At 49.1% G+C, this 25,397-nt stretch carries 26 protein-coding genes; 24 read left to right on the forward strand and 2 right to left on the reverse strand.

Features of this window, described 5'->3' with window-relative positions:
• Window position 1: 1 nt before the first annotated feature.
• The 9 genes from NK662_RS09885 to NK662_RS09925 all read left to right on the forward strand — a co-directional run bounded on the left by NK662_RS09885 (window position 2) and on the right by NK662_RS09925 (window position 8,550).
• On the forward strand, window positions 2-1,306 hold the full coding sequence (locus NK662_RS09885) for a FliI/YscN family ATPase (protein ID WP_254758758.1): 1,305 nt from the start codon (window positions 2-4) through the stop codon (window positions 1,304-1,306).
• A 110-nt stretch (window positions 1,307-1,416) separates the two neighbouring features.
• Window positions 1,417-1,821 (forward strand): cytoplasmic protein, encoded by a 405-nt coding sequence (locus NK662_RS09890; protein ID WP_254758759.1) that lies wholly within the window; start codon window positions 1,417-1,419, stop codon window positions 1,819-1,821.
• A 15-nt stretch (window positions 1,822-1,836) separates the two neighbouring features.
• A complete protein-coding gene (locus tag NK662_RS09895; protein ID WP_254758760.1) occupies window positions 1,837-2,961 on the forward strand; it encodes a flagellar hook-length control protein FliK in 1,125 nt (374 codons plus the stop codon).
• On the forward strand, window positions 2,951-3,400 hold the full coding sequence (locus tag NK662_RS09900; RefSeq protein ID WP_254758761.1) for a flagellar hook capping FlgD N-terminal domain-containing protein: 450 nt from the start codon (window positions 2,951-2,953) through the stop codon (window positions 3,398-3,400). The genes NK662_RS09895 and NK662_RS09900 overlap by 11 nt, the downstream gene beginning before the upstream one ends.
• 47 nt (window positions 3,401-3,447) lie before the next feature.
• A complete protein-coding gene (locus NK662_RS09905) occupies window positions 3,448-4,707 on the forward strand; it encodes a flagellar hook protein FlgE (protein WP_254758762.1) in 1,260 nt (419 codons plus the stop codon).
• Between the two features lie 116 nt (window positions 4,708-4,823).
• Window positions 4,824-5,156 carry a DUF3964 family protein gene (locus NK662_RS09910; RefSeq protein ID WP_254758763.1) on the forward strand — a complete coding sequence of 111 codons (333 nt, stop codon included), beginning with the start codon at window positions 4,824-4,826 and terminating at the stop codon, window positions 5,154-5,156.
• Between the two features lie 11 nt (window positions 5,157-5,167).
• Entirely contained in the window at window positions 5,168-5,662 is a 495-nt protein-coding gene (locus NK662_RS09915) for a LysR family transcriptional regulator (RefSeq protein ID WP_254758764.1), read from the forward strand.
• Window positions 5,663-5,686: 24 nt separating this feature from the next.
• Window positions 5,687-6,601 (forward strand): chemotaxis protein, encoded by a 915-nt coding sequence (locus tag NK662_RS09920; RefSeq protein WP_254758765.1) that lies wholly within the window; start codon window positions 5,687-5,689, stop codon window positions 6,599-6,601.
• Between the two features lie 68 nt (window positions 6,602-6,669).
• Window positions 6,670-8,550, forward strand: a complete 1,881-nt coding sequence (locus NK662_RS09925) for a TPR domain-containing glycosyltransferase (RefSeq protein WP_254758766.1) — start codon at window positions 6,670-6,672, stop codon at window positions 8,548-8,550.
• A 435-nt stretch (window positions 8,551-8,985) separates the two neighbouring features.
• Here the strand turns inward: NK662_RS09925 and NK662_RS09930 are convergent, their stop codons facing one another.
• Both NK662_RS09930 and NK662_RS09935 read right to left on the reverse strand, forming a co-directional pair.
• A complete protein-coding gene (locus NK662_RS09930; RefSeq protein WP_254758767.1) occupies window positions 8,986-9,792 on the reverse strand; it encodes a flagellin N-terminal helical domain-containing protein in 807 nt (268 codons plus the stop codon).
• A 316-nt stretch (window positions 9,793-10,108) separates the two neighbouring features.
• Window positions 10,109-10,918 (reverse strand): flagellin N-terminal helical domain-containing protein, encoded by an 810-nt coding sequence (locus NK662_RS09935; protein ID WP_254758768.1) that lies wholly within the window; start codon window positions 10,916-10,918, stop codon window positions 10,109-10,111.
• A gap of 264 nt (window positions 10,919-11,182) precedes the next feature.
• Between NK662_RS09935 and NK662_RS09940 the strand changes: the two genes are divergently transcribed.
• From NK662_RS09940 to NK662_RS10010, 15 genes are all read left to right on the forward strand, one after another.
• On the forward strand, window positions 11,183-12,478 hold the full coding sequence (locus NK662_RS09940; RefSeq protein WP_254758769.1) for a glycosyltransferase family 4 protein: 1,296 nt from the start codon (window positions 11,183-11,185) through the stop codon (window positions 12,476-12,478).
• Window positions 12,479-12,493: 15 nt separating this feature from the next.
• Window positions 12,494-13,567: a glycosyltransferase family 2 protein gene (locus NK662_RS09945; RefSeq protein ID WP_254758770.1), complete on the forward strand. Its 1,074-nt coding sequence runs from the start codon at window positions 12,494-12,496 to the stop codon at window positions 13,565-13,567.
• 219 nt (window positions 13,568-13,786) lie between these two features.
• A complete protein-coding gene (locus NK662_RS09950) occupies window positions 13,787-14,455 on the forward strand; it encodes a lytic transglycosylase domain-containing protein (RefSeq protein ID WP_254758771.1) in 669 nt (222 codons plus the stop codon).
• A gap of 12 nt (window positions 14,456-14,467) precedes the next feature.
• Complete coding sequence (locus tag NK662_RS09955; protein WP_254758772.1) at window positions 14,468-14,695, forward strand: flagellar motor switch protein FliN; 228 nt, start codon at window positions 14,468-14,470, stop codon at window positions 14,693-14,695.
• A 30-nt stretch (window positions 14,696-14,725) separates the two neighbouring features.
• Complete coding sequence (gene fliM, locus NK662_RS09960; protein ID WP_254758773.1) at window positions 14,726-15,718, forward strand: flagellar motor switch protein FliM; 993 nt, start codon at window positions 14,726-14,728, stop codon at window positions 15,716-15,718.
• Window positions 15,719-15,770: 52 nt separating this feature from the next.
• A complete protein-coding gene (locus NK662_RS09965) occupies window positions 15,771-16,121 on the forward strand; it encodes a FliM/FliN family flagellar motor switch protein (protein ID WP_254758774.1) in 351 nt (116 codons plus the stop codon).
• Window positions 16,122-16,267: 146 nt separating this feature from the next.
• Window positions 16,268-16,594 carry a flagellar motor switch protein FliN gene (locus NK662_RS09970; RefSeq protein ID WP_254758775.1) on the forward strand — a complete coding sequence of 109 codons (327 nt, stop codon included), beginning with the start codon at window positions 16,268-16,270 and terminating at the stop codon, window positions 16,592-16,594.
• Entirely contained in the window at window positions 16,591-17,343 is a 753-nt protein-coding gene (locus tag NK662_RS09975) for a flagellar type III secretion system pore protein FliP (RefSeq protein WP_254758776.1), read from the forward strand. The genes NK662_RS09970 and NK662_RS09975 overlap by 4 nt, the downstream gene beginning before the upstream one ends.
• 58 nt (window positions 17,344-17,401) lie before the next feature.
• Complete coding sequence (locus tag NK662_RS09980; RefSeq protein WP_254758777.1) at window positions 17,402-17,671, forward strand: flagellar biosynthetic protein FliQ; 270 nt, start codon at window positions 17,402-17,404, stop codon at window positions 17,669-17,671.
• Between the two features lie 26 nt (window positions 17,672-17,697).
• On the forward strand, window positions 17,698-18,459 hold the full coding sequence (locus tag NK662_RS09985) for a flagellar biosynthetic protein FliR (RefSeq protein WP_254758778.1): 762 nt from the start codon (window positions 17,698-17,700) through the stop codon (window positions 18,457-18,459).
• Between the two features lie 38 nt (window positions 18,460-18,497).
• On the forward strand, window positions 18,498-19,544 hold the full coding sequence (gene flhB / locus NK662_RS09990; RefSeq protein WP_254758779.1) for a flagellar type III secretion system protein FlhB: 1,047 nt from the start codon (window positions 18,498-18,500) through the stop codon (window positions 19,542-19,544).
• Between the two features lie 30 nt (window positions 19,545-19,574).
• Entirely contained in the window at window positions 19,575-21,638 is a 2,064-nt protein-coding gene (locus NK662_RS09995) for a flagellar biosynthesis protein FlhA (RefSeq protein WP_254758780.1), read from the forward strand.
• Between the two features lie 26 nt (window positions 21,639-21,664).
• Window positions 21,665-22,207, forward strand: a complete 543-nt coding sequence (locus tag NK662_RS10000) for a hypothetical protein (protein WP_254758781.1) — start codon at window positions 21,665-21,667, stop codon at window positions 22,205-22,207.
• Between the two features lie 46 nt (window positions 22,208-22,253).
• Entirely contained in the window at window positions 22,254-23,030 is a 777-nt protein-coding gene (locus NK662_RS10005; RefSeq protein ID WP_279664184.1) for a flagellar hook-basal body complex protein, read from the forward strand.
• Between the two features lie 141 nt (window positions 23,031-23,171).
• On the forward strand, window positions 23,172-25,328 hold the full coding sequence (locus tag NK662_RS10010; protein ID WP_254758782.1) for a DNA topoisomerase III: 2,157 nt from the start codon (window positions 23,172-23,174) through the stop codon (window positions 25,326-25,328).
• Window positions 25,329-25,397 lie beyond the last annotated feature (69 nt).

Consider the following 25,397-nt stretch of genomic DNA (forward strand, 5'->3'; position numbering starts at 1 on the left):
CATGAACACATACTTTGCAGGCGAACGCCAAAAGTGGGAGCAGTTCCTCGCTGCTCCGCTGTACTTACCGACAGGAAGAATTCATAGCATACAGGAGCAGGTGTTTGTCTCCAAAGGGCCAAAAGCAAAAATTGGCGATATTTGCGTGGTGGGCGAGAAGAAAGTGATGTGCGAAGTCATTGCAATTGAAAAGGAAAACAACATGCTGCTTCCGTTTGACCAGAACGAAAAGGTCAGCTACGGCGATGCTGTTATCTTAATCGGAGAAGAAGTGAAGGTGCCGCGCGGCGAGCATTTGCTTGGCAAGGTTTTAAATGCAAACGGCGAGGTGCTGAACGATGCGGTTGGGGACTATGCATATCAGCGTATCCATCTCGATGCGCCGCCCATCCATGCTTTTGACCGTTTGGAAATTCAGGATGTATTCCAGACAGGCATTAAGTCCATTGATTCCATGCTGACAATTGGGGTTGGCCAAAAGATTGGTATTTTTGCCGGTTCCGGTGTCGGGAAATCCACGCTGCTGGGCATGATTGCAAAGAATGCCAGTGCGGATGTTAACGTCATTGCCCTGGTCGGGGAGCGCGGACGCGAGGTGAAGGATTTCATCCGCAAAGAGCTGGGAGAGGAAGGAATGAAGAAGAGCGTGCTTGTTGTGGCGACCTCCGATGAAAGCCATCTGATGCAGCTTAGGGCAGCGAAGCTTGGCACCTCTATTGCAGAATACTTCCGTGACCAAGGAAAGAATGTCCTTCTCATGATGGACTCTGTCACCCGTTTTGCCGATGCCCGCCGCAGCATTGACATTGCCATCAAGGAGTTGCCGATCGGCGGTAAGACGCTTTTGATGGAAAGCTATATGAAGAGACTGCTGGAACGTGCCGGCCGGACAAGGAAGGGAGCCATCACAGGTATTTATACTGTACTGGTGGACGGCGATGATATGAACGGTCCTGTTCCTGACCTGGCCCGCGGTATTTTGGACGGACATATTGTCCTGAAGCGTGATTTGGCGACGCTGGGCCACTATCCGGCCATCTCCGTATTGGACTCTGTCAGTCGTATTATGGAAGAGATTGTAAGACCTGAGCATTGGCAGCTGGCAAAAGAGATGCGCAAAACCATGTCTATTTACAAACAAAATGAGCTGTACTTCAAGCTTGGCACAATTCAGGAATCAGCAGAGAATCGTGACATCTTTGATTCCAAACGAAAAATTGACGGCATTAACGAGTTTCTGAAGCAGGGACGCCATGATTATTTGGAGTTTGACGAAACACTTGAGCAGATGCAGCGGGTCATTTAAAAGCAGGAAGAAGAGGAAAAAACTTTTTGAAACGTATTATTAAGATATTATGCGATTAGTGCATGAAACATTATATAATAGGTCTATAGAGCGGCAGAGGGGGGAGCAGTGTGAACCGTGAGCAGTACAATGTCATTAAGATGCAGCTTGAACGTGAAAAGGAGAAGGTGCTGGCTGAAATCAGCGCGCTGACAAGGGAAAAGCGTTTCATAGAGCAGAGGAAGAGCTATGAGATTCAAGTGTTCTGTTCGCGCAGCCAAAACACCGGGACGGTTGCGGCAGGCATGCTTGCAGCTCCTTCCTTCTCGCCGGAAAGACTGAAGGACTTGGACAAAAAGCTTGGCAAGGCTGTGGAATTTATTCAGCGAAATGAGCGGGAGCTCGAGCAGCTGAAGGAGAAGGAAAGAACCATTGATGATTTGTACCGCGAGCACGAGAGGCAGCGGCAGGACAAGGAAAACAAGCAAGAAGAAAAGGTGCTGTTAGATTTGAAAATGGCATTGGCAGTCCGTTAAGGTGGTGGAAGCTGGATGATGATTGAACAGGTGCTGCCTGTGGCACAGCGTGCACAGGAGCCGCGAATGGAACAAAGGAATGAGCAAGAGCCAGGTAAATTTGCGGAGGAACTGAAGAAAGGAATAGTCCGGGAGAAGAAGGCAGCGGAGAAGGATCCAGAAACGAAAACACTGCAGAAAATAGAAGAAAAGCACGATACAGGAACACTGAAGAAAAAAGAAGGAAAGCATGATACAGAAATTACGAAAAGTGGCAAGAAGCCCTTCTTGCTGCCGGAGCAGGAAGCGGCCGTGCCCCTGCAGCCAGCCTCGATTCCAGTCGAACAGATGCAGCCGCTAAGCCATGATGCCAAGGCGCAGGAGCTTTTGCTGGCTGTATCTGATAAGGGGCTGGCATTGGAAAAGCTGAAGGACCGGCCTGAAATACTGGAGCAGCTTACAGCTCTTTTGCAAAGCATGCAGGGGAATACTCCGATATCTCAGTTGCCGCAGGTGCAGCAATTTTTGCAGGAGCAAGGCTTAGAGACGATTGCCGGGCCTGGCCAGTCGGCTGCCCAACTGCTGCAAAGCTTGGCTGATTTGCAGCCGTCCCTGCTTGTGGAGGATGTCTCCTTGCCTGCTGCAGCTGATGAGAAGGATAAGCAGAAGGATGATATAAAAGATGGCATGCCCCTGGATTCTCTTCATGCTTTGACGGCAGAGACAGTGCAGCCAAAGCAGCCGAATGGCGGGCAGCCGGAAAAGGTGCCGGTAGCCGACTTGAAGGAGCATATGCAGCAGAAGGTTGAAGAGCTGCAGAAGTTTGTCGCCCGGAACGAGCGCATCTATATGCAGCTTGATCCAGACCGCTTCGGCACGCTCCATGTATTTCTTCGCAAACAGGGCGATCAAATTCATGTGCATGTGGAAGGGCAGCGCAATGAGATGCAAAAGCAGGTGGAGAATATCTTCCAAGAGCTGAAGCATCAGCTGAAGGAGCGCAATATTGATGTGCAGCTAAGCTATACGGAGCGGGACAACAAGCAAGAGGGTGGACAAGAGCAGCGGCAGGAACGGCAGACAAAGCGGGACAGCCCAGGGGCTGAAGCAGAACAAAATCAGTTTGCGGGATTATGGGAGGGAGTAGACGATGGCAATTAATTTGAACACATTGGCAAACCAGGCCTTGCAGCCGGCTGCAAGTACCGGAGCATCCTCCTCAGCCTCGAAGGCCATGAGCAGCATGATGGGGAAGGATGACTTCTTAAAGCTCTTCTTGGCGAGCATGCAGTATCAGGATCCGATGAACGCCATGGATACGAACCAGATGATGAGCCAAATGTCACAGCTCACGCTTATTGAACAGGTGCAGAATATGTCCAAAGCGGTAGAGTCCTTCTCAGCCGTGGCGCAGACAAGTGCATTGGACAGCGGGATGAAGTTTTTGGGCAAGCAAATTAAGGGTGTGGATCAGGACGGCAATACGATAGAAGGGCGTGTAGATCAAGTTCGTTCAGTGTCCGGTGCAGTAGAGCTGGTGGTGGGCGATAAGACTGTACCGCTTCAGCAGGTGGCAAGCGTGGAAGCAGGCCAAGCGTAATACTAGTGTAACACCCATACATTCATTTCATACAGGGAGTGGAGACGATGATTCAATCTTTATATACAAGCATCAGCGGGATGAAGTCATTCCAGGAAGCATTGAGCGTGACGTCCAATAACATTGCCAACGCACAGACAATCGGTTTTAAAAAGCAAAAGGCCATGTTCGATGATCTTCTCTATCAAAGCGCTGCCGGATCAAAGAGCGACGGCAAATATGCCGGCACAAATGCCCGCAGCGTCGGTACAGGGGTTAAGCTCAGCAGTATCAACACAGATTACTCCAGCGGCTCATTGACGCTGACAGGCGGGAAAACGGACGTAGCTCTTGAAGGAAATGGCTTCTTTCTGCTTGGCGATGCAAGCGGTGCAAACCCTCAATACACACGGAAAGGCGCTTTTAACGTTTCAGCAGATTTCCGGATTGTGAACGCCGAGGGCAAGTACGTCATGGGTTATCCGGCAGACCCGGCGACAGGAAACATCAAGCAAGGCGGCGTCCCGCAGCCGATTGAACTGCCGATGGGCACAGCGGTCGGCGGGATTAAGACAGATACGGCAACCATGTCCGGCAACCTGCCGAAGGACGGCACAACCATTCAGTTTCCGTTCTATGATGATGCCGGCAATAAGCTGGTAATGGAATTGAAATATACTCCGGCCACAGACACTGAGAAGCAGGCAGCCGGTCTTGCGGCTGACGAATCCATGTATACCTATAACGCAACTGTGCAAAATCCGGATGGCAGCACAGCGCAGGCGGGTTCAGGCAGCATCACATTCAATGCAAATGGAACATTAAAACAAGATCCAAATGTGGATCCGGCCCAAATACCGTCTCTTGATTTAACGTATGGAGGCAGCCCTGTCAGCCTGAAAATCGGCGGCATGACCAACTATCCTACAGACAAGACAATGAAGGTAACGGATATCAGCGGACGTCAGGCAGCGGTTGCAATGGATTATTCCATTACAGACGGCGGTTACGTCATGGTGAAGTACTCTGACGGCACCATGAAGGCGGCCGCCCAATTGGCAGTTGCCACGTTCCCGAACGAAAAGGGCTTGGTTAAGACAGGCAGCGGCAACTATATTGAAGGGCCGGCAGCCGGTGCGGTAGCCTATGGCGTATCCGGGCAAAATGGCGCCGGACAAGTCCGCGGGGGCGCGACAGAGGGCTCTAACGTGGACTTATCTACAGAGTTTGTGGATTTGATGGTGTACCAGCGCGGCTTCCAGGGAAACTCCAAGGTGATTAAGGTAGCTGACGATGTTATGAATGACATTGTCAACCTTATTCGCTAAGGATGCGAGAGGAGGAGTGTTTTGCCGCTTCTCCTTTACATAATGAGGGTTTGGATAAAATACAGCGGCATTTCATATCATAGAAAAAAGATTATGGTCCAGAGAGGATTTTTGCCATGCAACGAGCAGAGCGGATTCGCAGCCTGCCCTTCTTTCAGGACAAGGAGGGTTTGGCCCGGCAGATCATACGTCTCGAACAGGAAGAGAATATGTATCTTCCGAATGAGTTTGCCATCAAGCAGGTGCCTCCTTATGATTTTGACGGCAAAGAGGCTGTCATCGGCCGCATCCATGACTTCTATTATATCGGGATCCAAAATGGGAGCGGGAGCTGGAAGTATCAAGCATTTGCCAGTGAAATCAAGTGTAAGGAATTTTTCATCAACCTGCCGGATATCACGGATAGGCAGCTGGCATTCTGGCTGCATAATATTGAGATGCTGTCCTAGGGAGGCAGACAATGGGTGAAAAGCAGAACAAGTATCGTGTGACATTTATAACGGCAAGCGGCATTGAGCAGCGTACAGTGCTGGATGCGCATAATCTGCCGGACTGCATCCGCAAGGTCGAAGGGATTATGAAGGATCCGGCCGGCTATTTCACCAATGATAAGAAAAATAATACGTACTTCACTGTTCAAAAGCAGCAGGCCGCTTACGTTCAATATGAACTGCTGTTTTCCGGACGGGAAATCCATATGGAAAAGCTGAAGCACCTTCCTGTTGAAGCCGTGCAGCAGGTGCTGCAAGCCTTGACCGACCCTGAGGTGTATGCGCTTGCCCTGGCCGAGGTGGATTTGGAAACACGCAGCCTCTTTTATCAGCACATGTCCCCCGGATTCCGCCAGGATGTGGAGCGGCATCGGCAGGAACGCTGGGAGGAAGGCTCCATGGAGGCTTATCAGGCGCAGGAAATGCTTTTGGATACCGTTACATCCATTATCCGCAGGAACTGATCCTGCTATCGAGGAGGTCTACTTATGTCTGATAATAAAAACAGCATCCTGCTGGAAAGCGGTACAAACGAGCTTGAGATTGTTACATACACAGTGGGGAGCAGCCTATTCGCCATTAACGTCATGAAGGTGCGGGAAATCATCAATCCGCTGCCGGTGACAATTGTGCCCCAATCTGATCCCGCTGTCGAAGGGGTCGTCCAGGTGCGCGGTGAAATTTTGCCGGTCATTAATCTGGCCTATGTACTGAAGCTGCAATCCGACCGCGCCGTGGAGGATACAAAATTCATTATAGCTGAATTGAACCAAATGAAGGTGATTTTCCGTGTGGACGAGGTGCACCGGATTCAGCGCATTTCCTGGGAGCAGATTGACGAGCCGGCTTCGCTCTCCATGGGCTTGGAGGAAACAACCTCCGGCATTATTAAGCTTGACGGCAAGATTGTGCTCCTGCTGGATTATGAACGCATTGTCTCTGAAATCAATGATTCCGGATATGATTCCCAAAAGCTGAACAACATTGAAAAGAAAACAGAGCGCAACAGCAAGATTGTATACATTGCCGAAGATTCGGCGATGCTGCGGCAGGTGCTTGAAGAGACACTCACACAAGCCGGCTATACAAAGCTGCAGTTCTACAGCAACGGCGCAGAGGCACTGCGCAACATCGAGCGTCTGGCCAAAGACTATGGCGAGAAAATGTTCGACCACATTCATCTTTTAATTACAGATATTGAGATGCCGAAGATGGACGGGCATCATTTGACGAAGAATATCAAGGAGCACCCAATTGCCCGGAGGCTGCCGGTCATCATCTTTTCCTCCCTTATTACAAATGAACTGCACCATAAGGGTGAGGCAGTGGGAGCGGACGCGCAGGTCAGCAAGCCGGATATCCGCAAGCTGATCGGGCTGGTGGATGAATTGATTTTCTCATGAACTGTTACAAGGAGAGTGCTGCCTATGATGCAGCACTTTCCTTGTCATGTAGTCGGAAAGGGGAACACATGGAGAAGCCATTTTTGTCAGCGTGTTTGATTGTAAAAAATGAAGAGAAGGTGCTCCGGAGATGCCTGGAATCCCTGCAGGGGGCAGTGGATGAAATCATTGTGGCTGACACAGGCTCAACGGACAAAACGAAAGAAATCGCCAGTGAATTCACACCGCATATATACGATTTCGTCTGGATAGATGATTTTTCGGCAGCCCGCAACTTCGCGGCACAGCATGCTTCCGGGGAATGGGTGTTAAGTGTGGATGCGGACGAGTATTTGGATCGGGACAGCCTTCTAAAATCATTGGAAGTACTGCGCAGCCCAGAGAATGAGCTTAGCATGTTTACGGCCGAAATCATCAGCTTTACAGGTGAGCAGGGAGAAGGGACAGCCACACACCGCATGGGCAGGGTGTATCGAAGAAACAAGGTGGAATACGTCGGGGCGATCCATGAGCAGCTGTCAGGAGCCGGAGGCATGGGCAGTCTGCCGCTGACCTTTTACCACTATGGTTACTTGCAGCATGTTGTTAAGGAAAAGAAAAAGGATGAACGGAACTTGGCTATTTTGCGTGCCGAATTGCGGAGCGGCAAAGCAACAGGCTTTACATACTATAACTACGGGCAGGAATTGATGCAGTTGGAAAGATGGGAGGAAGCCCTGCAGGCATTTATGACAGCATATGAACGGAAGCCAAATATGCAGGCGGCTTGGATTCCTCACACGCTTCTTTCCATTATTAAGACCTTATTTCAGTTAAAACGGTACAGTCAGGCCTTGACAGTTGCAGCTGAGGCGGAGAAAGCATGGCCGGATTCTCCCGATTTTTTGTTTTGGCGCGGTGAAGTGTACCGGCAGCAGGGGCGGTTGGCTGATGCCAAAGAAGTCTTCCACCACCTTCTTGCCCGCTCATATGCGCATGTTATTGTGCTGTTTGACGCGAAGGAGTACTTGCCTCATGAACGTCTTGCAGTGATTTACGAGCAGGAGCATCGGCCGCAGGAAGCGGTAAAGCATTATGTGGCTGCGATGAACGTAAAAGGTCCCATAGAATTGCTTGTGTGGCGTCTTGCGAGGATTCTAAGCAAGCATCATGAGGCGGAGGAGGTTGTTGTGTTCCTGGAGAAGCATAAAATGCTCCCCACAAAGCGGAGTCGTTTAAATCTCATCCGCAAGCTGGTGCATGAAGGCCATATTGAATTGTCGCTGCGGCTTGCGGCCGATGAGTTTGAGCCGCCTATTCAAACAGCTATTATGTGCAAAGCTGCCATCCTGTCAGAACCGCACTTGGAGCCAGACATGATGGAACTGTCAGAAGAAACGGTCAGCACAGCCTTACAGCTGGGTCTGATGGATTTAGGAGACTTATGTGTACTGTATTATTATAGGAGAGATGAGGCATTAAAAAGCTTCTTCCAAGGGAAAGGAACAAGACAACTGATTCCTTCCTTATTTCAAGAAGGAAAGGCTAAGAAAGCGGACCAGCAGCAGTTCTTACAGGTGCTGGAGAAGGCTCTGGTTGCCAAGAGATATGCTTTTATCGAATATTTGCTGCTCTATGCCGAGAAGTACAGCCACGCTTTGGATGCAAAGATGGCAGATTTGTTCTACTGGCATGGATACAGCGATATTGCCTTGAATCTGTACCAAAGCGCACCGGACAGCCAACTGACAAAGCAGGGATACGAAAATGTGGTGCTTTGGCTGCGGGAGCATGGGGAGGAAGAGGAGGCAGTGCGGATTGCCAAGGAAGCTGCTGCGAAATTCCCGGCCGATTTCCGCTTTTACCCTTACATTTTAGAGAGCCATGCACTAGACAAAGAGCAGTGGCTTGCCCGGGCGCTGGAGCAATATCCGGACAGCCACTATCTGAGACAGAAATCGACCCCATAAAAAGGACAACACGCGCAGCAGCACTCATGGCCCCCGAAGAACACAATATGTACAGGACTGTCAAGGCTCCCGACTCTGGAGCAGCTTGGAAATATCGGCAGCTTGAATTTGAAATGCGAAGGCGGCCATGGAAGCTGCTTATGTGTTGGGTTTTCAAGATTGTAGCAAAACGGTTTAGGATGGCATCAAGCTCGGCACAGCTATCTGCCGCCGTTTGGAGAGGGAGAGGTGATTATGTCGCTGCTGCCTTCTAATTCATAGAAATACCGTTATTTATGTTGTGTAAGAAGCAACCTTTAGGCGGGAAAAATGGTATCATTAAGAAAAAATGGTGTGAAGCTGCGGCAATCAGAAGCGTGTAATACAACGGATATCAGGAAACACTATGTATAAAGGCAAGCCCTCCTCAAGGAGAGCTTGCCCAAGAAATCTATATTAGCCCTGAAGCAGCTTAGAAACGTTCTGTGTAGACTGGTTCGCCTGGGACAGCATGCTCACGCCTGCTTCTGCCAGCACCTTGAACTTTGTCATTTCGGACATTTCCTTCGCCATGTCGGCATCCTGGATCTGGGATGCAGAAGCTGCCATGGAAGTCGCTTGTGTGTTCAGGTTTTCTACGTTGTAGTCAAAACGGTTCATTGTTGCACCCAATTGTGCCCGGCTGTCTGCCACTGTCTTTAAGGCGTCATCAATTGCACCGATTGCAGCCTTGGCGTCTGCGGAGTTTGTGATGCCGCCGCTCAATGTCAAGGCAGTTGTGTCAATTTGGGAAAGTGCTACGCCAATTGTACCGCCGCTGCCATCTGTTACAATATCAATTGTCTTGTTGGCATTCAGCAGCGCTGTGCCGTTGAACTTTGTGTTTGTAGACACATAGTCAATTTGGCCCTTCAGTGCTTGATATTCTTTGTCCAAAGCAGCTTGGTCATCGCTGTTGTTTGTACCGTTCTGGGACTGTACAGCCAAGTCACGCATACGAGTCAGCATATTGGACACAGAGTTCATTGCACCTTCTGCAGTTTGAATCATGGAAATACCATCGTTTGTGTTGCGGGAAGCAGCTTCCATACCGCCCTGCTGCGCCTTCATGCGGGTCGCGATAGCCAGGCCGGCTGCATCGTCAGCTGCAGAGTTGATGCGCTTGCCGCTGGACAGACGGTTCATTGATTTTTCCATCTGTGCTTGAGATTGGCGAAGGTATTCCTGAGTCTTCATAGAGTTGATGTTAGTATTGATCTTCATGGATGTGACCCCCACATTTTATATTTTTTCAGCGAGCTCCCGTTGTTTTCAATCTATCATTTCGTTGCCCGTTTAGGAGTGCCTCGCTACAATTCATATTCTAAAGCATAAATATAGAATGGTCAACAGAAAATCATAATATAAAAATATACAATATAAACCAAGCTTGTAAATGTTCCTCTGAAATCATACTTGGTCCATAATAAGTTTGCAATTGCCCGACAAAAACAAGAGAATGTGCTAATGAATACTTGTAAGTGGCAAGGGAAAAATAAAAACGGACTCCCGTGAGAGAAGCCCGTTTAAGAAATTTATATCAGCCCTGAAGCAGCTTGGAAACGTTCTGTGTAGACTGGTTTGCCTGGGACAGCATGCTCACGCCTGCTTCTGCCAGCACCTTGAACTTCGTCATTTCAGACATTTCCTTGGCCATGTCGGCATCCTGGATTTGGGATGCAGAAGCTGCCATGGCAGTTGCTTGTGTGTTCAGGTTTTCTACGTTATAGTCAAAACGGTTCATGGTTGCACCAAGATCAGCACGGCTGGTTGCCACTGTCTTCAAAGCATTGTCAATCTTAGAAATTGCCGAATTGGCGTTGGTCGCAGAAGTGATGTCAGCCTGCAGGCCAAGGGTTGAAGATTTAATGCTAGACAGGTTTACGCTGATTGTACCGCCGCTGCCATCTGTTACGATGTCAATTTGTGTCTTTGAACCGTCCAGCAATGTTGTGCCATTGAATTTTGTATTGTCTGCAACATAGTCAATTTGCTTGGACAATGCTTGATATTCCTTATCCAAAGCAGCTTGGTCGTCGCTGTTGTTTGTACCGTTCTGGGACTGTACAGCCAAGTCGCGCATACGAGTCAGAATGTTGGACACAGAGTTCATTGCACCTTCTGCAGTTTGAATCATGGAAATACCATCGTTTGTGTTGCGGGAAGCAACTTCCATACCGCTTTGGCTTGCTTTCATACGAGTCGCAATAGCCAAGCCGGCTGCATCGTCAGCTGCAGAGTTGATGCGCTTGCCGCTGGACAGACGGTTCATGGACTTCTCCATCTGTGCTTGAGATTGGCGAAGGTATTCCTGAGTCTTCATAGAGTTAATATTAGTATTAATCTTCATGGATGTGACCCCCACATTTTATATTTTAGCGAGCTCCTGTTTCTTGTATCATCTCGTTGCCCTGTGAGGAGTGCCTCGCTACAATTCATATTCTACCTTCCTTCTATTCTATCGTCAACATAAAATCTACATTTATAAATATAGAAATAAATGCTAAAATGGATGAGGCGTTTCTTTCTTTTGGTCTTTAGTGAAGTCATGCAGTTTGAACGGGCATACTTGTAAGGCAGGAAGACTTGTCTGATAAGGAAGGAGGAAGGCAGAATGGAACAAGGGAATCAGGCGAAGGTGCTTTTTCAGCAGCGTATGCAGGAAGCAGCCTCTTTTTGGTTCAGCCTCATGCCGGAAGAATCGCATCACCTGATCGGTACAGCCATGCTGATGGATGGTCAAATAGAAAGAGGAATGGCATTGTACAGCCAACTGCCGCCAAGCCTGCACCGAAATTGTAATGTGAACAGCGCCTATAGACTTGCGGGCGTCGATAATGCTTGTGGACAAACGGGGGAATGCAGGATGGATACAAGCGGCGGCCAACCTTTTCGTAAAAAAGCAGCTATGTTCCTCGCTTATTTAGGAAACACAGGGGCGGTAAGGATGTTATTGACGCATAAGAGATGGCTGGAGGAGGATGGCTTTCAGGTGGACTTATTTTTCCCGTCTGTGAATCGGGAGAAGCTGGCATACAAACTGTTTGGGCAGGATCTCATAATTCAGACCTATCAAACTGATGCAGATATGCCGCAAATCGCAAGTGAGTATGACATTGCTTTTGCCCCTCACTGGGATTACTTGTTTCCTTTATATCGAAACTTCAGAAAGGTGTTCTACTTTACACAAGGGGATTATGATGTGTTCTCTGAGGATGAGCAGGGCATTCAAACCTTACAAAACTTTTACCTGCTGCCAGTCCATATTTTCACGGTATCCCGCTTCCTGCAGCAGCATGTGCTGCGAAAACAGCATCGTAATCCGCCTATAATCCCCTGTGGAATCGATTTGGATTTATTTCAGCCAGGAGAGAAGTTTGAGCAAACAACTGTGCTTGTTGTAGGGAACGCCGGTGCAAAACAAAAGCATATTGTGGATGTTTTGGCGAATGTAAGGGTACTCCAGCAAAGATACGACTTTCAAATTGTTTGGATCAATCCCTCGCCCCAACCAAATGAGTTAAATGGTATCACGGTTGTGTGTAACCCGGACGCGCAGACATTGGCAGCCTACTTTCGCAAATCCCATATTTTTGTTTCCGGGTCAGAAATTGAATCTTTTTCGTTGCCGCCGCTTGAAGCGATGGCCTCCGGTACCGCTGTTGTTGCTGCTGATAACGGCGGCATTCTGGAATACGCAAGGCATGGAGAAAATGCCCTGCTTTTTGAACTGAATAATTGGTCTCAGATGAATCAATATATTGAATTTCTTTTGCGCGACATCGAAGCAAGAACACATCTGGAACGAAGCGGGATACAAACAGCGGCAGCCTTTGCAATGGGGAAAATTCGCAACCGGTTTTTGGCCTATGTAGAGCGCTGCCTCTCTGTCCCGTTTTTCACAAGCTGACAGGGGGTGCACCGTATGAAGCTTTCACTGGCCATGATTGTAAAAAATGAAGAAAGAAATATTGCTCTATGCATCGAGCATGTGCAGAAGTATGTAGATGAAATTGTGGTTGCGGACACGGGTTCGACAGACCGGACAAAGGAGATTGTATCACAGTTGCCGGTACGCCTGCTGCACATTCCGTGGCAGAACAGCTTTGCCGCAGCGCGTAATGCCGTGATTGCCGAGACAACAGGGGACTGGGTGTTGGTGCTGGATGCGGATGAAATGGTTCTTTCGTTCGATGAGAGTGCTGTACATTCATTTATAGAAAAAGAGCAGATTGGCCAAATCCGGATTACGAGCGAATTTGTGGATGAGGCGGGGGCGAAGAAGCAGGCGGTGCAATATGTTTCCCGCCTGTTTCCCCGCCGCTTTCGCTTCACCGGAATCATTCATGAGCAGCTGGCGAGTGATTTGCCGCGTGTCCCGATCCCCATTCATGTCAGGCACTCCGGCTACTATTTGACGGAAAAGGCCGGGCGGAATCTGCCGCTGCTGCTGCAGGCTCTCACTGAACAGCCAAACCATCCATATTACTGTTATCAGACTGCGAGAGAGTATCGTAATTTGAAGGACTGGCCCCGTTCCCTTCAATATTACGAGATCTTCTTCCAGAACAGAGAAGAGCAATACGCCTATACCAAAGAGGCAATTGTCGAGTATCTGTATGCCCTGCTGCACGCCAAGCAGTATGAACGGATGCTGCAGGTGATGGAGCAAACAGAGCACGTCATGAAGCACTATCCTGATTTCTATTTTGTTTGCGGCCTTTTTTATATGGAGTACATTCAAGAGGATATGGAAAACCGGATGCATCTGATGCCGGAGATTGCCCATAGCTTCGAAAAGTGCTTGGAGATAGGGGATGAGAAGAAAGTGGGCGGAGTGGTCGGAACCGGCACATTCCTGGCAGCGTATAACCTGGGGCTGTATTATGAATTGATGGACGGACTTGTGGCAGACAGCAAGGAGAAGGCGCGGACAGCCTATAGGGAGGCTGAAAGATATGGGTATCAGCCGGCCATTGAAAGATTGAACAGGCTGTGAGGAGATACAGGAAGCTCCTCCTGTTTGCTGCAATGAAAGGAAGGAGGCACCGCGCTCCTTTTCTTTCCTTTTATGCGTCCTCTAGCTTCAACAATCCTAAAAATCTTGTCTTGCCAAGCGGTACAAAAGCTATTAATATTATATTATATGGATATTTAATTTGATTATCCGTGCAGACAAACCTGCTGTGATATTCTATATAGATAAGGTGATGCTCTCATGATTAATAATGTGGTCACACAAATGTTATCTTATAAAAGAGCCGAATTTGAGGAAAAAATAAAGAATCCACCATCCTTTTCAGATGCACCTGCAAGCAGCTTTGCCGAGCAATTATCCGCTGCTCCCGAAACAGGCAGCACAGGAGCCGGTGAGGCAAGTGCGGCAAGCATGAGCAATGTCCTGGATAATCAAGAGTTTGCCCGCCGTTTCGGCGCAGTATCCGGAACGGGAAGCGATACATGGGGATTGGTGCAAAAGTATAATATTCAACCCGTATCTTCGAGCAATGCAAATGCGTATACAGATATCATCGGCGAGGTGAGCGCGAAGTACGGCGTGCCAAAGCAGCTGATTCAAAAAATCATCGAGACAGAGTCTAATTTTAATCCAAATGCCCGTTCTTATGCAGGAGCGCAGGGGCTGATGCAGCTGATGCCCGCCAATCAGCGGGAGCAGGGCGTTGCCAACCCCTATGACCCAAGACAGAATATTGAGGGCGGCGTGAAGGAGCTTGCCGGCTATCTTAAGCGATATAATGGCGACCTTGTCATGTCGCTGGCAGCCTATAATGCCGGGCCGGGCAATGTGCAAAAGTACGGCGGAGTGCCTCCATTCAAAGAGACAGAGGGCTACATCCGCAAAATTTTGGGGATTCAGGTACGATAAGGAGCATGATGTATGGAAATTCCAGAAAATATTCCGTTGACCATTCATTTTGAGCTGGGACGCACCCGTAAAAAGATTGATGACCTGCTGCAGATTACAAAAGGAACACTTTACAAGCTGGAGCAGTCAGAGAAAAATGTGGTGACGATTATGCTTGAAAACCAAGAAATTGGTCGTGGCAAAATTTTAACAAAGCAAGGTAAAATGTACGTGGAGATTACGGAGCTGCAGAAATTATAAGCTCTTGGAGAGAAGGGAGGGGAGTAGTTTATGAGCGGCGGTGACAAACTAAGTCAAGAGCAGATTGATGCCCTGCTGAAGGCAATGCAGGAAGGGGCCGAGGTGCCCAATTTCGAGGAAGAGATAAAGGAAGAGGAGAAATTCCAGGAGTACGATTTCAACCGTCCGGAGAAATTCGGCATTGAGCACTTGCGGAGCCTGCAAACCATTGCCAGCAATTTCGGCAAAACCTTTATTCAAAACATGTCAGCCCGTCTCCGTATGCCGGTGGAAATGGAGCCTTCAACTGTGGAACAGGTTCCATTTATGAATGAGTATGTGGAGAAAATGCCAAAGGATTACTATGCGTATTCCGTGGTGAATCTCGGGCACCCGGAGCTGGGGGAAATTATTGTTGAGATGGACCTGGCGTTTATTATTTATTTGCACGAGTGCTGGCTCGGCGGTGACCCAAGGCGGGACTTTCAGCTGCGCCGTCCGTTGACTACGTTTGAGATGATTACGCTCCGCAACCTGTTTGTAGTCATCAATGAGCAGCTGCGCCAAGCGTTCGGCAATGTTGCAGATATTGAGCCGCGTCTGGTCACTACTGAAACAACGCCGACCGCACTCAAGGTAACTACGCCAAGTGATATTATCTCTCTGCTCAACGTGAACATTCGGACAGAGCATTGGAACACAACCGTGCGGATCGGCATTCCGTTTCTCTCCATTGAACCCATCATGGACGAGCTGACTGCCGAAAACATTGTGGAGCACGCTTCTGACAAGCGAAAGCATTATTCGAAGGAAGTGGAGCAGGAGCTCAAAAAGGTGAAGAAGCCTGTTCACATTTCCATCGGGGAACGACGCATGACCATTGCGGACCTACAGCAGCTTGAGGAAGGGGACATCATCCCTCTTGGCACGAAAATTACGGATAAGCTGGGCGGATATGTGGCCGGTAAGCGGAAATTCGAGTGCTTGATCGGCAGGGAGGGCCATAAAAAGGCCTTTTTGTTCCAAAATTATGTGGAGGAATAACGAAGTCATACACAGGGGAGGGAATGCCTAGGACATTTGTCCGAAGCATCCAATGAATCAAAAGCATACGATTTCATCCGTAGAACTGATGGACTTCCAGCGCGCCAGTGAACAAGGAGCCAAGGGTGAGCAAACCGGGCAAATTGAAAATATTGCCGATGTGTACGTCGACATGGTCGTGAAGCTCGGCAAAGCCCAAACAACCGTGGGTGCCGTGCGAAGCATGAAGATTGGCGATATTTTGGAAGTGGAGAAAAAGCTCGGCCATAAGGTCGACATTTATCTAGGAGAAACAAAGGTCGGCATCGGCGAAGTTGTTGTGATTGATAATAGCTTCGGCATCATCATTTCAGAAATTCAGGCATCCAAGCGTCGGGAAGCATTGCACGAGGCTGGGATGTAAGCGGTGCGGGAGCCAAATTTGGCAGACTGACACATGGAAATGAAATGCGATTGGCGAGCGAAGTGGATTGTGTTAGATTATGAATGTGCCGGTAATGACCGCACAGCAGGAAAGGAGGATGCGGCGTTTGCCGCACGTTCCGCTACATGAGCTATGTATGGACATTATTACAAGTGGCCTTATTCCTGGGCGTCCTTGGTTATGGCGCTTATTATATGACAAAAAAAACAAAAAAGCATGCCTTCCGTAAGCAGGGTGAGAATGGCATCATCCAGGTGAAGGATGGCATTTATATCAATCAGCAGACGGGCGCATTTTTGTTCGAGGTGGACGGGAGACAGGTATTCACCGTGTTCGGGCAAAACGGTGTGCAGTCAATCCAGCTGAGCAGCGATAAAAGCTTTACAAATATGCTGCAGCAAACACTGCAGGAGGAAATGCCAAAGACGGAAGAAGCAAAGGAGAATATATGAAAAAACAACACATTGCCTTGTTTGCAGTTTTGTTCGCGTTTTTCGTTTCCTTTGCTTTTATGCCGCATGCGTATGCGGCGGCAAAAGAAACGAAGGCTCTCTTCGACCTATCTGGCAAGGGCTCTATGAACGAGAGCGTGCAGCTGTTCCTAATGGTCACGCTGCTGTCGCTTTCTTCCTCAATTGTCCTGATGTTTACACAGTTCACGTACTTCGTGATTGTGCTTGGCATGACGCGCCAAGGTCTTGGGGTGACAAACCTGCCGCCGAACCAGGTGCTCGTTGGTCTTGCATTGTTCCTGGCACTGTTTACGATGCAGCCGGTCATTTCGGACTTGAAAACGGATGTTTGGGACCCGATGCAGGCTGGCAAGCTGCAGGCTACGGATATCGTGGAGCGGAGCGCCCCAATTTTGAAGGAATATATGGCCAAGCACACGTATGAGCATGATTTGAAGATGATGCTGAAGGTGCGTGATGAAGAGGTGCCGAATAAGCCGGAGAAGGTGTCCATGCTGACCATGGTGCCGGCCTTCACACTGACGCAGATTCAAAAAGGAATTTTGACGGGGATGTTTATTTACCTGGCCTTCGTCTTTATTGACTTGATTGTCAGCACATTCTTGATGTATCTGGGGATGATGATGCTGCCGCCAATGGTGATTAGCTTACCCTTTAAAATCCTAATATTTGTATATATAGGTGGATACACGAAGATTGTTGATATTATGTTCAAAACGGTATCATAAGAAGCGGTTACAGCCGCTTTTTCTCATAGATTCATACTTTCAGAAGGAAGGTGTCCGGGTGAATACAGCTCCGATTTTCGATATTTTTCAGTCCTTCATGTATAAAAGCTTTGAAGTGCTGCTTCCCGTTGCGGCAGTCAGTACGGTCGTTGTTGTCATTATCGCCGTCATTATGGCCATGATGCAGATTCAAGAGCAAACGCTGACCTTCTTTCCGAAGATGGCAAGTGTCATTATTGTCTTGGTCGCGCTTGGTCCATGGATGTTCGGTGAACTGACAAGCATCATTACGCATATGTTTGACAAAATTCCAGATATGCTGCGTTAAGCAGCTGAACAAGGAGGCTATGTGGCATGAATATGGAGCTGTTAACTGCAATGTTTCTCGCTTTTTGCCGCATCGGCTCGTTCCTGTTCTTTCTGCCTGTTTTCTCAAGCCGGGCGCTTCCGGCAATGGCAAAGATGGTATTCGGCCTGGCTTTAGCTGCCTCAGTGGCAGACCGCATTCCTCTTGAAAAGATTGATGGTGTGCCTGCCCTGTTCGCCTATGCAGCCACGCAAATCATCATCGGGATCGCTTTGGCCAAAATTGTTGAACTGTTCATGAGCATTCCAAAAATGGCCGGCAACCTGATTGATATGGATATGGGTTTGGCCCAGGTTACGCTGTTTGATTATAATGCCGGGTCCCAGGCAACCGCTTTGGCAATCCTGTTGGACATTTTCTTTGTGATTGTGTTTATTTCACTGGGCGGCATTGATTATCTTGTCCTGGCGATTATGAAATCCTTTCAGTATACCGAGACAGCGGCAGCCCTGCTTCATACCGACTTCCTAAAGATGGTGCTGTCGACCTTGCTGTTTGCCATGACATCGGCTGTAGAGATTGCACTGCCAATTATGGGCAGTCTGTTCATCATAAATTTTGTCATGCTGATTATCGGTAAGAGTGCACCGCAACTGAACATCTTTGCCAATGCGGCGATGGTGAAGCTGACGGTCGGGATTTTGATTATGGGTGCCAGTGTGCCGATGCTCGGATTTGTGTTTAAAAACTTGACTGCCAGATTGCTGGAGGAGTACACGAATGTATTTAACTTTTTCCTGACGAAATAATCGTCAGTATGATTTGAAAGGGCAAGGGGGGAGACAGTGTGGCAAAGGATAACCGTACCGAAAAAGCGACCCCGCAGAAGCTGAAGAAGGCGCGGGAGGAAGGGAATATTGCGCGAAGCCAGGATTTGAACAACTTATTTTCCTTGGTGGCGCTCGCAGTGTTTTTGTACGTGTTCGGCACGAAAATGGGCGGAGAGGTCCCGAAAGCAGTCAGCACACTGCTCGACCAAATTAATGGCTCCACAGACCCGAAGCAGTATTTGCAGCTGATGGGCTCCTTGCTTTTCCGAATCGTACTGCCGATTTTGCTGCTGGTCACAGGCTTGCATCTGGTCAACTATGTACTGCAGGTCCGTTTCTTGTTTGTGCCAAAGCTGATTATGCCGAAGCCTTCGCGTTTGAACCCAAAAGGGTATTTCTCCCGTTTGTTCGGCCGCAAGGGCCTGATTCAGGTGGGGAAGTCGCTGCTGTATACCGTTCTGATCGGCTATGTCGGTTATGTTGTTGTAAAAAAAGGAATTGCTCATTTCGTGGGCGCCATCGGCCAAAGCTGGTCGGCAACATTGCTGCAAACCTTGAGCGAGTTGAAGTCTGTGTTTCTTGTGCTGCTTTTGCTGACAGCCGTTCTGGCAATCGGCGACTACATCTATCAAAAGTGGGAGCACGGTGAGGACTTGAAGATGAAGAAGGAAGAGGTAAAGCAGGAGCACAAGGATAACGAAGGAAATCCAGAGGTTAAGCATCAGCAAAAGAGCTTCATGCATGCCATCATTCAGGGAGCCGTGGCCAAGAAGATGGAGGATGCCACCTTTATTGTGAACAATCCGACACATATCTCTGTGGCGCTGCGCTACCGCAAGAATGTGGATGCCGCCCCGGTGCTGCTTGCCAAGGGGGAGGATGAGCTTGCCATGTATATGCGGCAGCTGGCAAAAGAGAATAAAATACCAATGGTCGCAAATAAGCCATTAGCTAGATCTGTATATTATAATGTAAATGAGGGCGAGATGATTCCCGAGGATTTATATGTCGCCGCCATTGAGGTTATGCGTTACTTAATTCAAACAAAACAATTAGAACTATAAGAGAAATTGAAAGACTAGGAGGAGATGGCTTTGCTTCGAGCAAGTTCCGCCAAGGCGTACGCATCCATTTTAGTGGCAGTGTCATTCGTAGTTGCTTTACTTGTGCCGCTGCCGCCGTTTGTGCTGGACATGACGCTTGTATTCATGCTCGGCTTGGCCGTGCTGATTTATATGCGCTCCACAAGCATTAAGGGCTGGGATGAGCTAAAGACCTTCCCGACAATGCTGTTGTTAATCGGGATTTTCAGGGTTGCGCTGAACATTTCCACTACGCGCGCCATTTTGTCAACAGGCAATGCCGGACATGTCATCGAGGAGTTCGGCCAGTTCGTAATCGGCGGCAATATGCTGATTGGCGTTGTCATCTTCCTGGTGCTGATTGTGTTCCAGTTTATTATTGCCCACGGCGCCTCCCGTACAGCCGAGGTGGCGGCCCGCTTTACGCTGGACTCGCTTCCAGGGAAGCAGATGTCCATCGACGCGGATTTGAACCAGCGCATGATTACGGAAGAAGAGGCCAAGGAACGCCGTAAGAAGCTGAATATGGAGACAGACTTCTACGGGGCGATGGATGGTGCCGGCAAGTTCGTTAAGGGTGACGTTGTGTTTAGTATTGTCATTTTGTTTGTAAATATTATCTTCGGTCTGATTGTAGGGATGCTGCAGCAGGGCATGAGCTTTACAGATGCAGCCTACCACTTCACCAAGCTGACAATTGGTGACGGCATCATTAACCAGATTGGTTCCTTGATGCTGGCGATTTCGACAGGCTTGATTGTGACGCGCGTATTTGACGGCTCTGAGGATAATCTGACGCAGGGCATTTTTAGAGAATTGATGGCACAGGAGATTATCGTATACGCGATGGGCGGTCTGTTCATTGCGATGGGTGTGTTCACGCCGCTGCCGATGTTTCCATTCCTATTGATTGGCGGCGCAGTCATCTACTTCGGCTACCGCAGCAAGAAGGAGCGCAAGAAGCAGCAGGAGCAGGAGCTGCAGCAGGAGATGGAAATGATTAAAAACGAGGGCGACACAAAGCAGGTTGAGGATTCCTTCGGTGTCTTCACTGACAAATATCCAATTATCGTGGAATTAGGATTAGATTTGGCTGCGCTTGTGAAACAGAAAATTAATGGTGAAACTGCGCGCGATAAGGTTATGCTAATGCGTAAGTCCATTATTAATGATTTGGGAATTAATGTACCCGGCATTAACTTTAAAGACAACACAAGCTTCCGTCCGCGCGGCAAGTATGTAATCACAATTAAGGGAGCAAAGGTGGCGGAGGGTGTGCTGAAATCCGGTCATCTGCTGGCGCTGAAAACGCCGCATGTGATGACAGATTTGGATGCAGAACCGACGAAGGATCCGGTATTTGGCGAGGACGGCTACTGGATTATGGAGCATATGGTGCAGGATGCACAAATGAAAAACTATCAGGTGCTTGAGCCGCTCAGCATTTTAACAACGCACCTCGATGTTGTGATTCGCAAAAACATTCACGAGCTGATTCAGCGCCAGCACGTGAAAGATTTGATCACATCGCTTGAGAAGGACCATGAAGTGTTGCTTGAAGAGATTAAGAAGAAGGAAATTGACTTGTCTTTGATCCAAAATGTAGTCAAACAGCTGCTGAAGGAGGGCATTTCCATCCGGGAGCTGCCGACGATTATGGAGGCCATCATCGATGGCAAGGAGATTTATCAAAACCATGTGGATGGGGTTACATCCTTTGTTCGTGAGTCTATTGCCAAGGTGATTTGTGAAAATGCCAAAAACTATGATGGCAAGGTATATGCTGCGTTGTTCCAGGACTCACTGGAGCTGGAAACAGAGGTTGTAAATAATTCGTATCAGGGTTATGTGCTGAGCTGGGACTTGCAAACGGAAATGCGTGTCATGGAGCAGGTGCAGCACATTCTGAAGAAAGCGCGTCTGACAGGCAAAGAGCCGGTGCTGCTTACAAGACGAAAGGACTTCCGCTTCGGGTTTGTCCGTACGCTGGAGCGTTACCAGCTTGATATGAAGGTGCTGACGGTGAGCGAGCTTTCTCCTGAGGTGATGGTGGAGCAAATTGCGGTTATAGAGTAATGCGGCCGGTGAGGTGAGGCGAAGCGATGAGTATTGAAACAAAGCTGGAGGTGCTCCAGGCGCCTTCCCGGGATGAATTGTACCGGGAGTTGTTTGAGCGGTTCGGAAGCCTGCAGTATCATATCATTGATGAAAAGGTGAAGCGGAAGTTCCCGCTGTTTTGGCGAAAGCAGTATGAGTTGAAGGTGATGCTGGTGCTGCAGGTGCAGCAGCCTGCTCCGCAGCCGGATATCCCCGCAGCGGGAGCGGAAGAGACAGAGATTGCGGCTCCCCCGAAGGATGCGGTGCAGGCATTGCTGCGTAAGCTCGAGGACAGCCCGGCAGCGCGGCTGCCATCAAGGACTATGGGGCATGACGGCAGAAAGGCAGTCCTGCTGCAGCTGCTTGGCGATTCATTCACGGTTGTTCCTGCAAATGCACGCTCAGCAGCAGCTGTGCCGCAGCAGCAGGAGCTGCAGCAGCTGAAGGAAGCTATTGCGCTCATCCAGCAGAAGCTCGGCGAGCAGGAGCAGGCAACCTCGCCGCTGTTCTCTGATTTATTGTTCGGACAGACGGACCAAACGAAATAGAAGGGGGAGAAGAACACAGAGGCAATCTGCTTCTGGTTCGTTGCGAATGAGTCAAGGATTATATATCGGCTCCATGGGGATGATGACGTACATGCGGCGCTTGGATACGCATGCCAATAATATAGCCAATGCGCAGACAACGGGTTTTAAAGCTGATTTTCTGACAACAAAGCCGATTGCAAACCATACAATGTACCGTCAGGATGATGGTGGCCGTACAGGGATTGGCAATGAGGATTATGCTGTTATGTCGGCCAGGGTATACTCGAAGCTGCAGCCCGGGGCGATGCAAATTACGAACAGCCCAACCGACTTGATGCTCGAGGATGGGATGGAGGGGAATACATCCTTCTTCGTTGTCGAGCAAAATGGCGAGTCGATGCTGACAAGAAATGGCCATTTTGGAGTGAATGAGGAAGGGTACCTGAAGACAGAAACGGGGTCCTATGTGCTCGATGTCAATAACAATCATATTCAGGTGCCGTCCGGTACAAAAGTGGGTGTGACGGCAGAGGGGTATTTGTATGATGTAAATACAGGCAAAAACATTGCCCAGCTGCAGACAAGAAGTGTGAGTGCCGCTGCTTCTGACCAGCTGGTCAAGCATGAGAACGCCGGATTCACTTTGGATGGGATGCAAATCGGAAATCTCCCTTCCGGTACAGCGAAAGTGCATAACTATATGCTGGAGGCCTCCAATGTAGATATGACAAAGGAAATGGCGGAGGTTATGACAAACCAACGGAGCATCCAAGCTTCTCAGCGCATTATGACATCCTTTGATAAAATTTATGAAAAAGAAGCAAATGAACTTGTGAAATAGCCTGCCGCTGCGGCAGGCTTTTTCTATTTGGGAATATAGCAGAGAAGGATGCCTATGGAGAAACACCGGACTCCTTCATTGTAAGGAAATGTGCGAACTATTATAATAAAGCAGACTATTATGAGAGAGGAGCGGACGTACGTGAAACTTGTCATTGCCGAGAAGCCGGACCAGGCCATGAAGCTGGCGGCGCCGTTTCGCCCGAAGAAGAAGGACGGTTATGCAGAGGTTGCCCCGAATGAATTATTCCCGGAGGGCGCTTACTTTACTTGGGCGGTCGGCCATATTTGCGAGCTGCTGCCGCCGGAGGAATATAACGAGTCATGGAAGCGCTGGACGCTGGGCACATTGCCCATGATTCCGGAGGCCTTTCAATATAAAGTGATGAAATCCAAATCAAAGCAGTTTTATATCATTAAGGATTTGCTGAAAAAGCCGGAGGTGAAGGAGATTATTCATGCCGGGGACGCCGGGCGGGAAGGTGAGCTGATCGTGCGCACTATTTTGCAGACAGCCCGGACCCGGAAACCGATGAAGCGTCTCTGGATTTCCTCTCTGACAGAAAAAGCAGTCCGGGACGGCTTTCGCAGCCTGCTGGCGGAAGAGGATACACGAAGCCTGTATCATGAAGCCTACAGCCGTGCCTGCGCCGATTGGCTGGTGGGAATGAATGCATCCCGTGTATATACCATTCTGATGAAGCAAAAAGGAATTCAGGATGTTTTTTCTGCCGGGCGGGTGCAGACGCCTACATTGGCGCTTGTGGTGAAGCGGGAAAAGGAAATTGCCAGTTTTGTGTCAAAGCCGTTTTGGGAAGTGCTTGCCCTGTTTGACATCAATGGCAAGCAGTATGAGGGGAAATGGCATAAGGATGAGGAATCGCGGCTCGATAACCCGGAGATGGCAGCAAAAATTGCGGCCTTCTGTCTTGGAAAGCCGGCTCAGGTGGCGGAAGCGGAGAAGGAGCGGAAGGAGTATCAGCCGCCCTATTTGTTTAATCTGTCTTCTCTCCAGGCAACAGCTAACCGTGCCTTTAAATTTTCACCGAAGAAAACGCTAGACTTGGCCCAAAGCTTATACACAAAGGGATATTTGTCCTATCCCAGATCGGATTCCTCCTTTGTGACAAAGGGAGAAGCGGCCGGTTTTCCAGATATCTTGCAGAAGCTGGCCAAGCAGGAGGCATATCAGGCATATTTCCCGACCCCGATTGCTTCCATTATGGATAACAAACGGTATGTGAACGAGAAGAAGGTGACAGACCACTATGCCATCATCCCGACAGAGCAGGTACCGAACGTGGACAAGCTGGGCGGTGATGAGCGGAAGCTGTATGATTTGGTGGTAAAGCGTCTCATAGCCGCCTATTATGAAGCCGCCATCTTCGACTATACAACCATCACAACGCTGGTGGACGGCCGGGCTGTCTTCCTTTCAAAGGGAAAACAGCAGATCCGGGAGGGCTGGCGCAAGGTGCTGTTTCAGGAAACGGCACAGGATGAGGATGACGAGGCCTTGCTTCCCCCGCTGGAAAAAGGAGAAGAGGGCATAACGTTGGATGTGCGTGTAAAGGAAGGGAAAACACAGCCGCCAAAGCGCTATACAGAGGGGCAGCTCATTACAGTGATGAAAACAGCCGGCAAGGTGCTGGAGGATGAAGCGCTGGAGAAGGTGCTGAATAAGACAGAGGGGCTTGGCACAGAAGCTACGCGCGCCGGCATTATCACGATGCTGAAGGACCGAAAGTACATGGAAGTAAGGAACAACCAAGTGTATGCGACAGAAAAAGGCATCCTGCTGATTGATGCCATTGGGGAACACATTCTCGCTTCACCGGAAATGACTGCGCGCTGGGAGCAGCGTCTGGCGGAAATCGGACAAGGAAAGGCTGATCCGGATGCCTTCATGGAACAGGCGAAGAAGCTGGCGTCCAGAATTGTGGAGAGTGCGCAGCAGGCAGCCGGGTCCTGGGATTTCACCGGTGTTGATACGGAGGCAATGAGCCAAAAACGGGAGAAAAAGGCAGCGGTGCCGGTGGGGATTTGCAAAAAATGCGGCGGGCAGGTTGTGGATAAAGGCACCTTCTATGGCTGTGCCAACTATAGCAAAACAAAGTGCAATTTTACATTTTCCAAGAAGATTCTAGGCAAGACTCTCTCGCAGGCAAATGCCAAAAAGCTGCTGAAGGAAGGGCGCACCGGCTTGATTAAGGGCTTTAAAAAGGGAGAGAAGACGTTTGATGCCGTACTTGTGTGGAGCGAGCAGGAGCAGCGTGTGAACTTCTCATTCGAGCAGTAGGAAGCGCATGTTTGAAGAGAAATATTTGCGGCTTCCGCAAACTGCAACAAAGCTGAAATTACCTTTGTG

The sequence above is a fragment of the Ectobacillus ponti genome, from assembly GCF_024294785.1.
In the GTDB taxonomy this organism is placed as follows: domain Bacteria; phylum Bacillota; class Bacilli; order Bacillales; family Bacillaceae_G; genus Ectobacillus; species Ectobacillus ponti.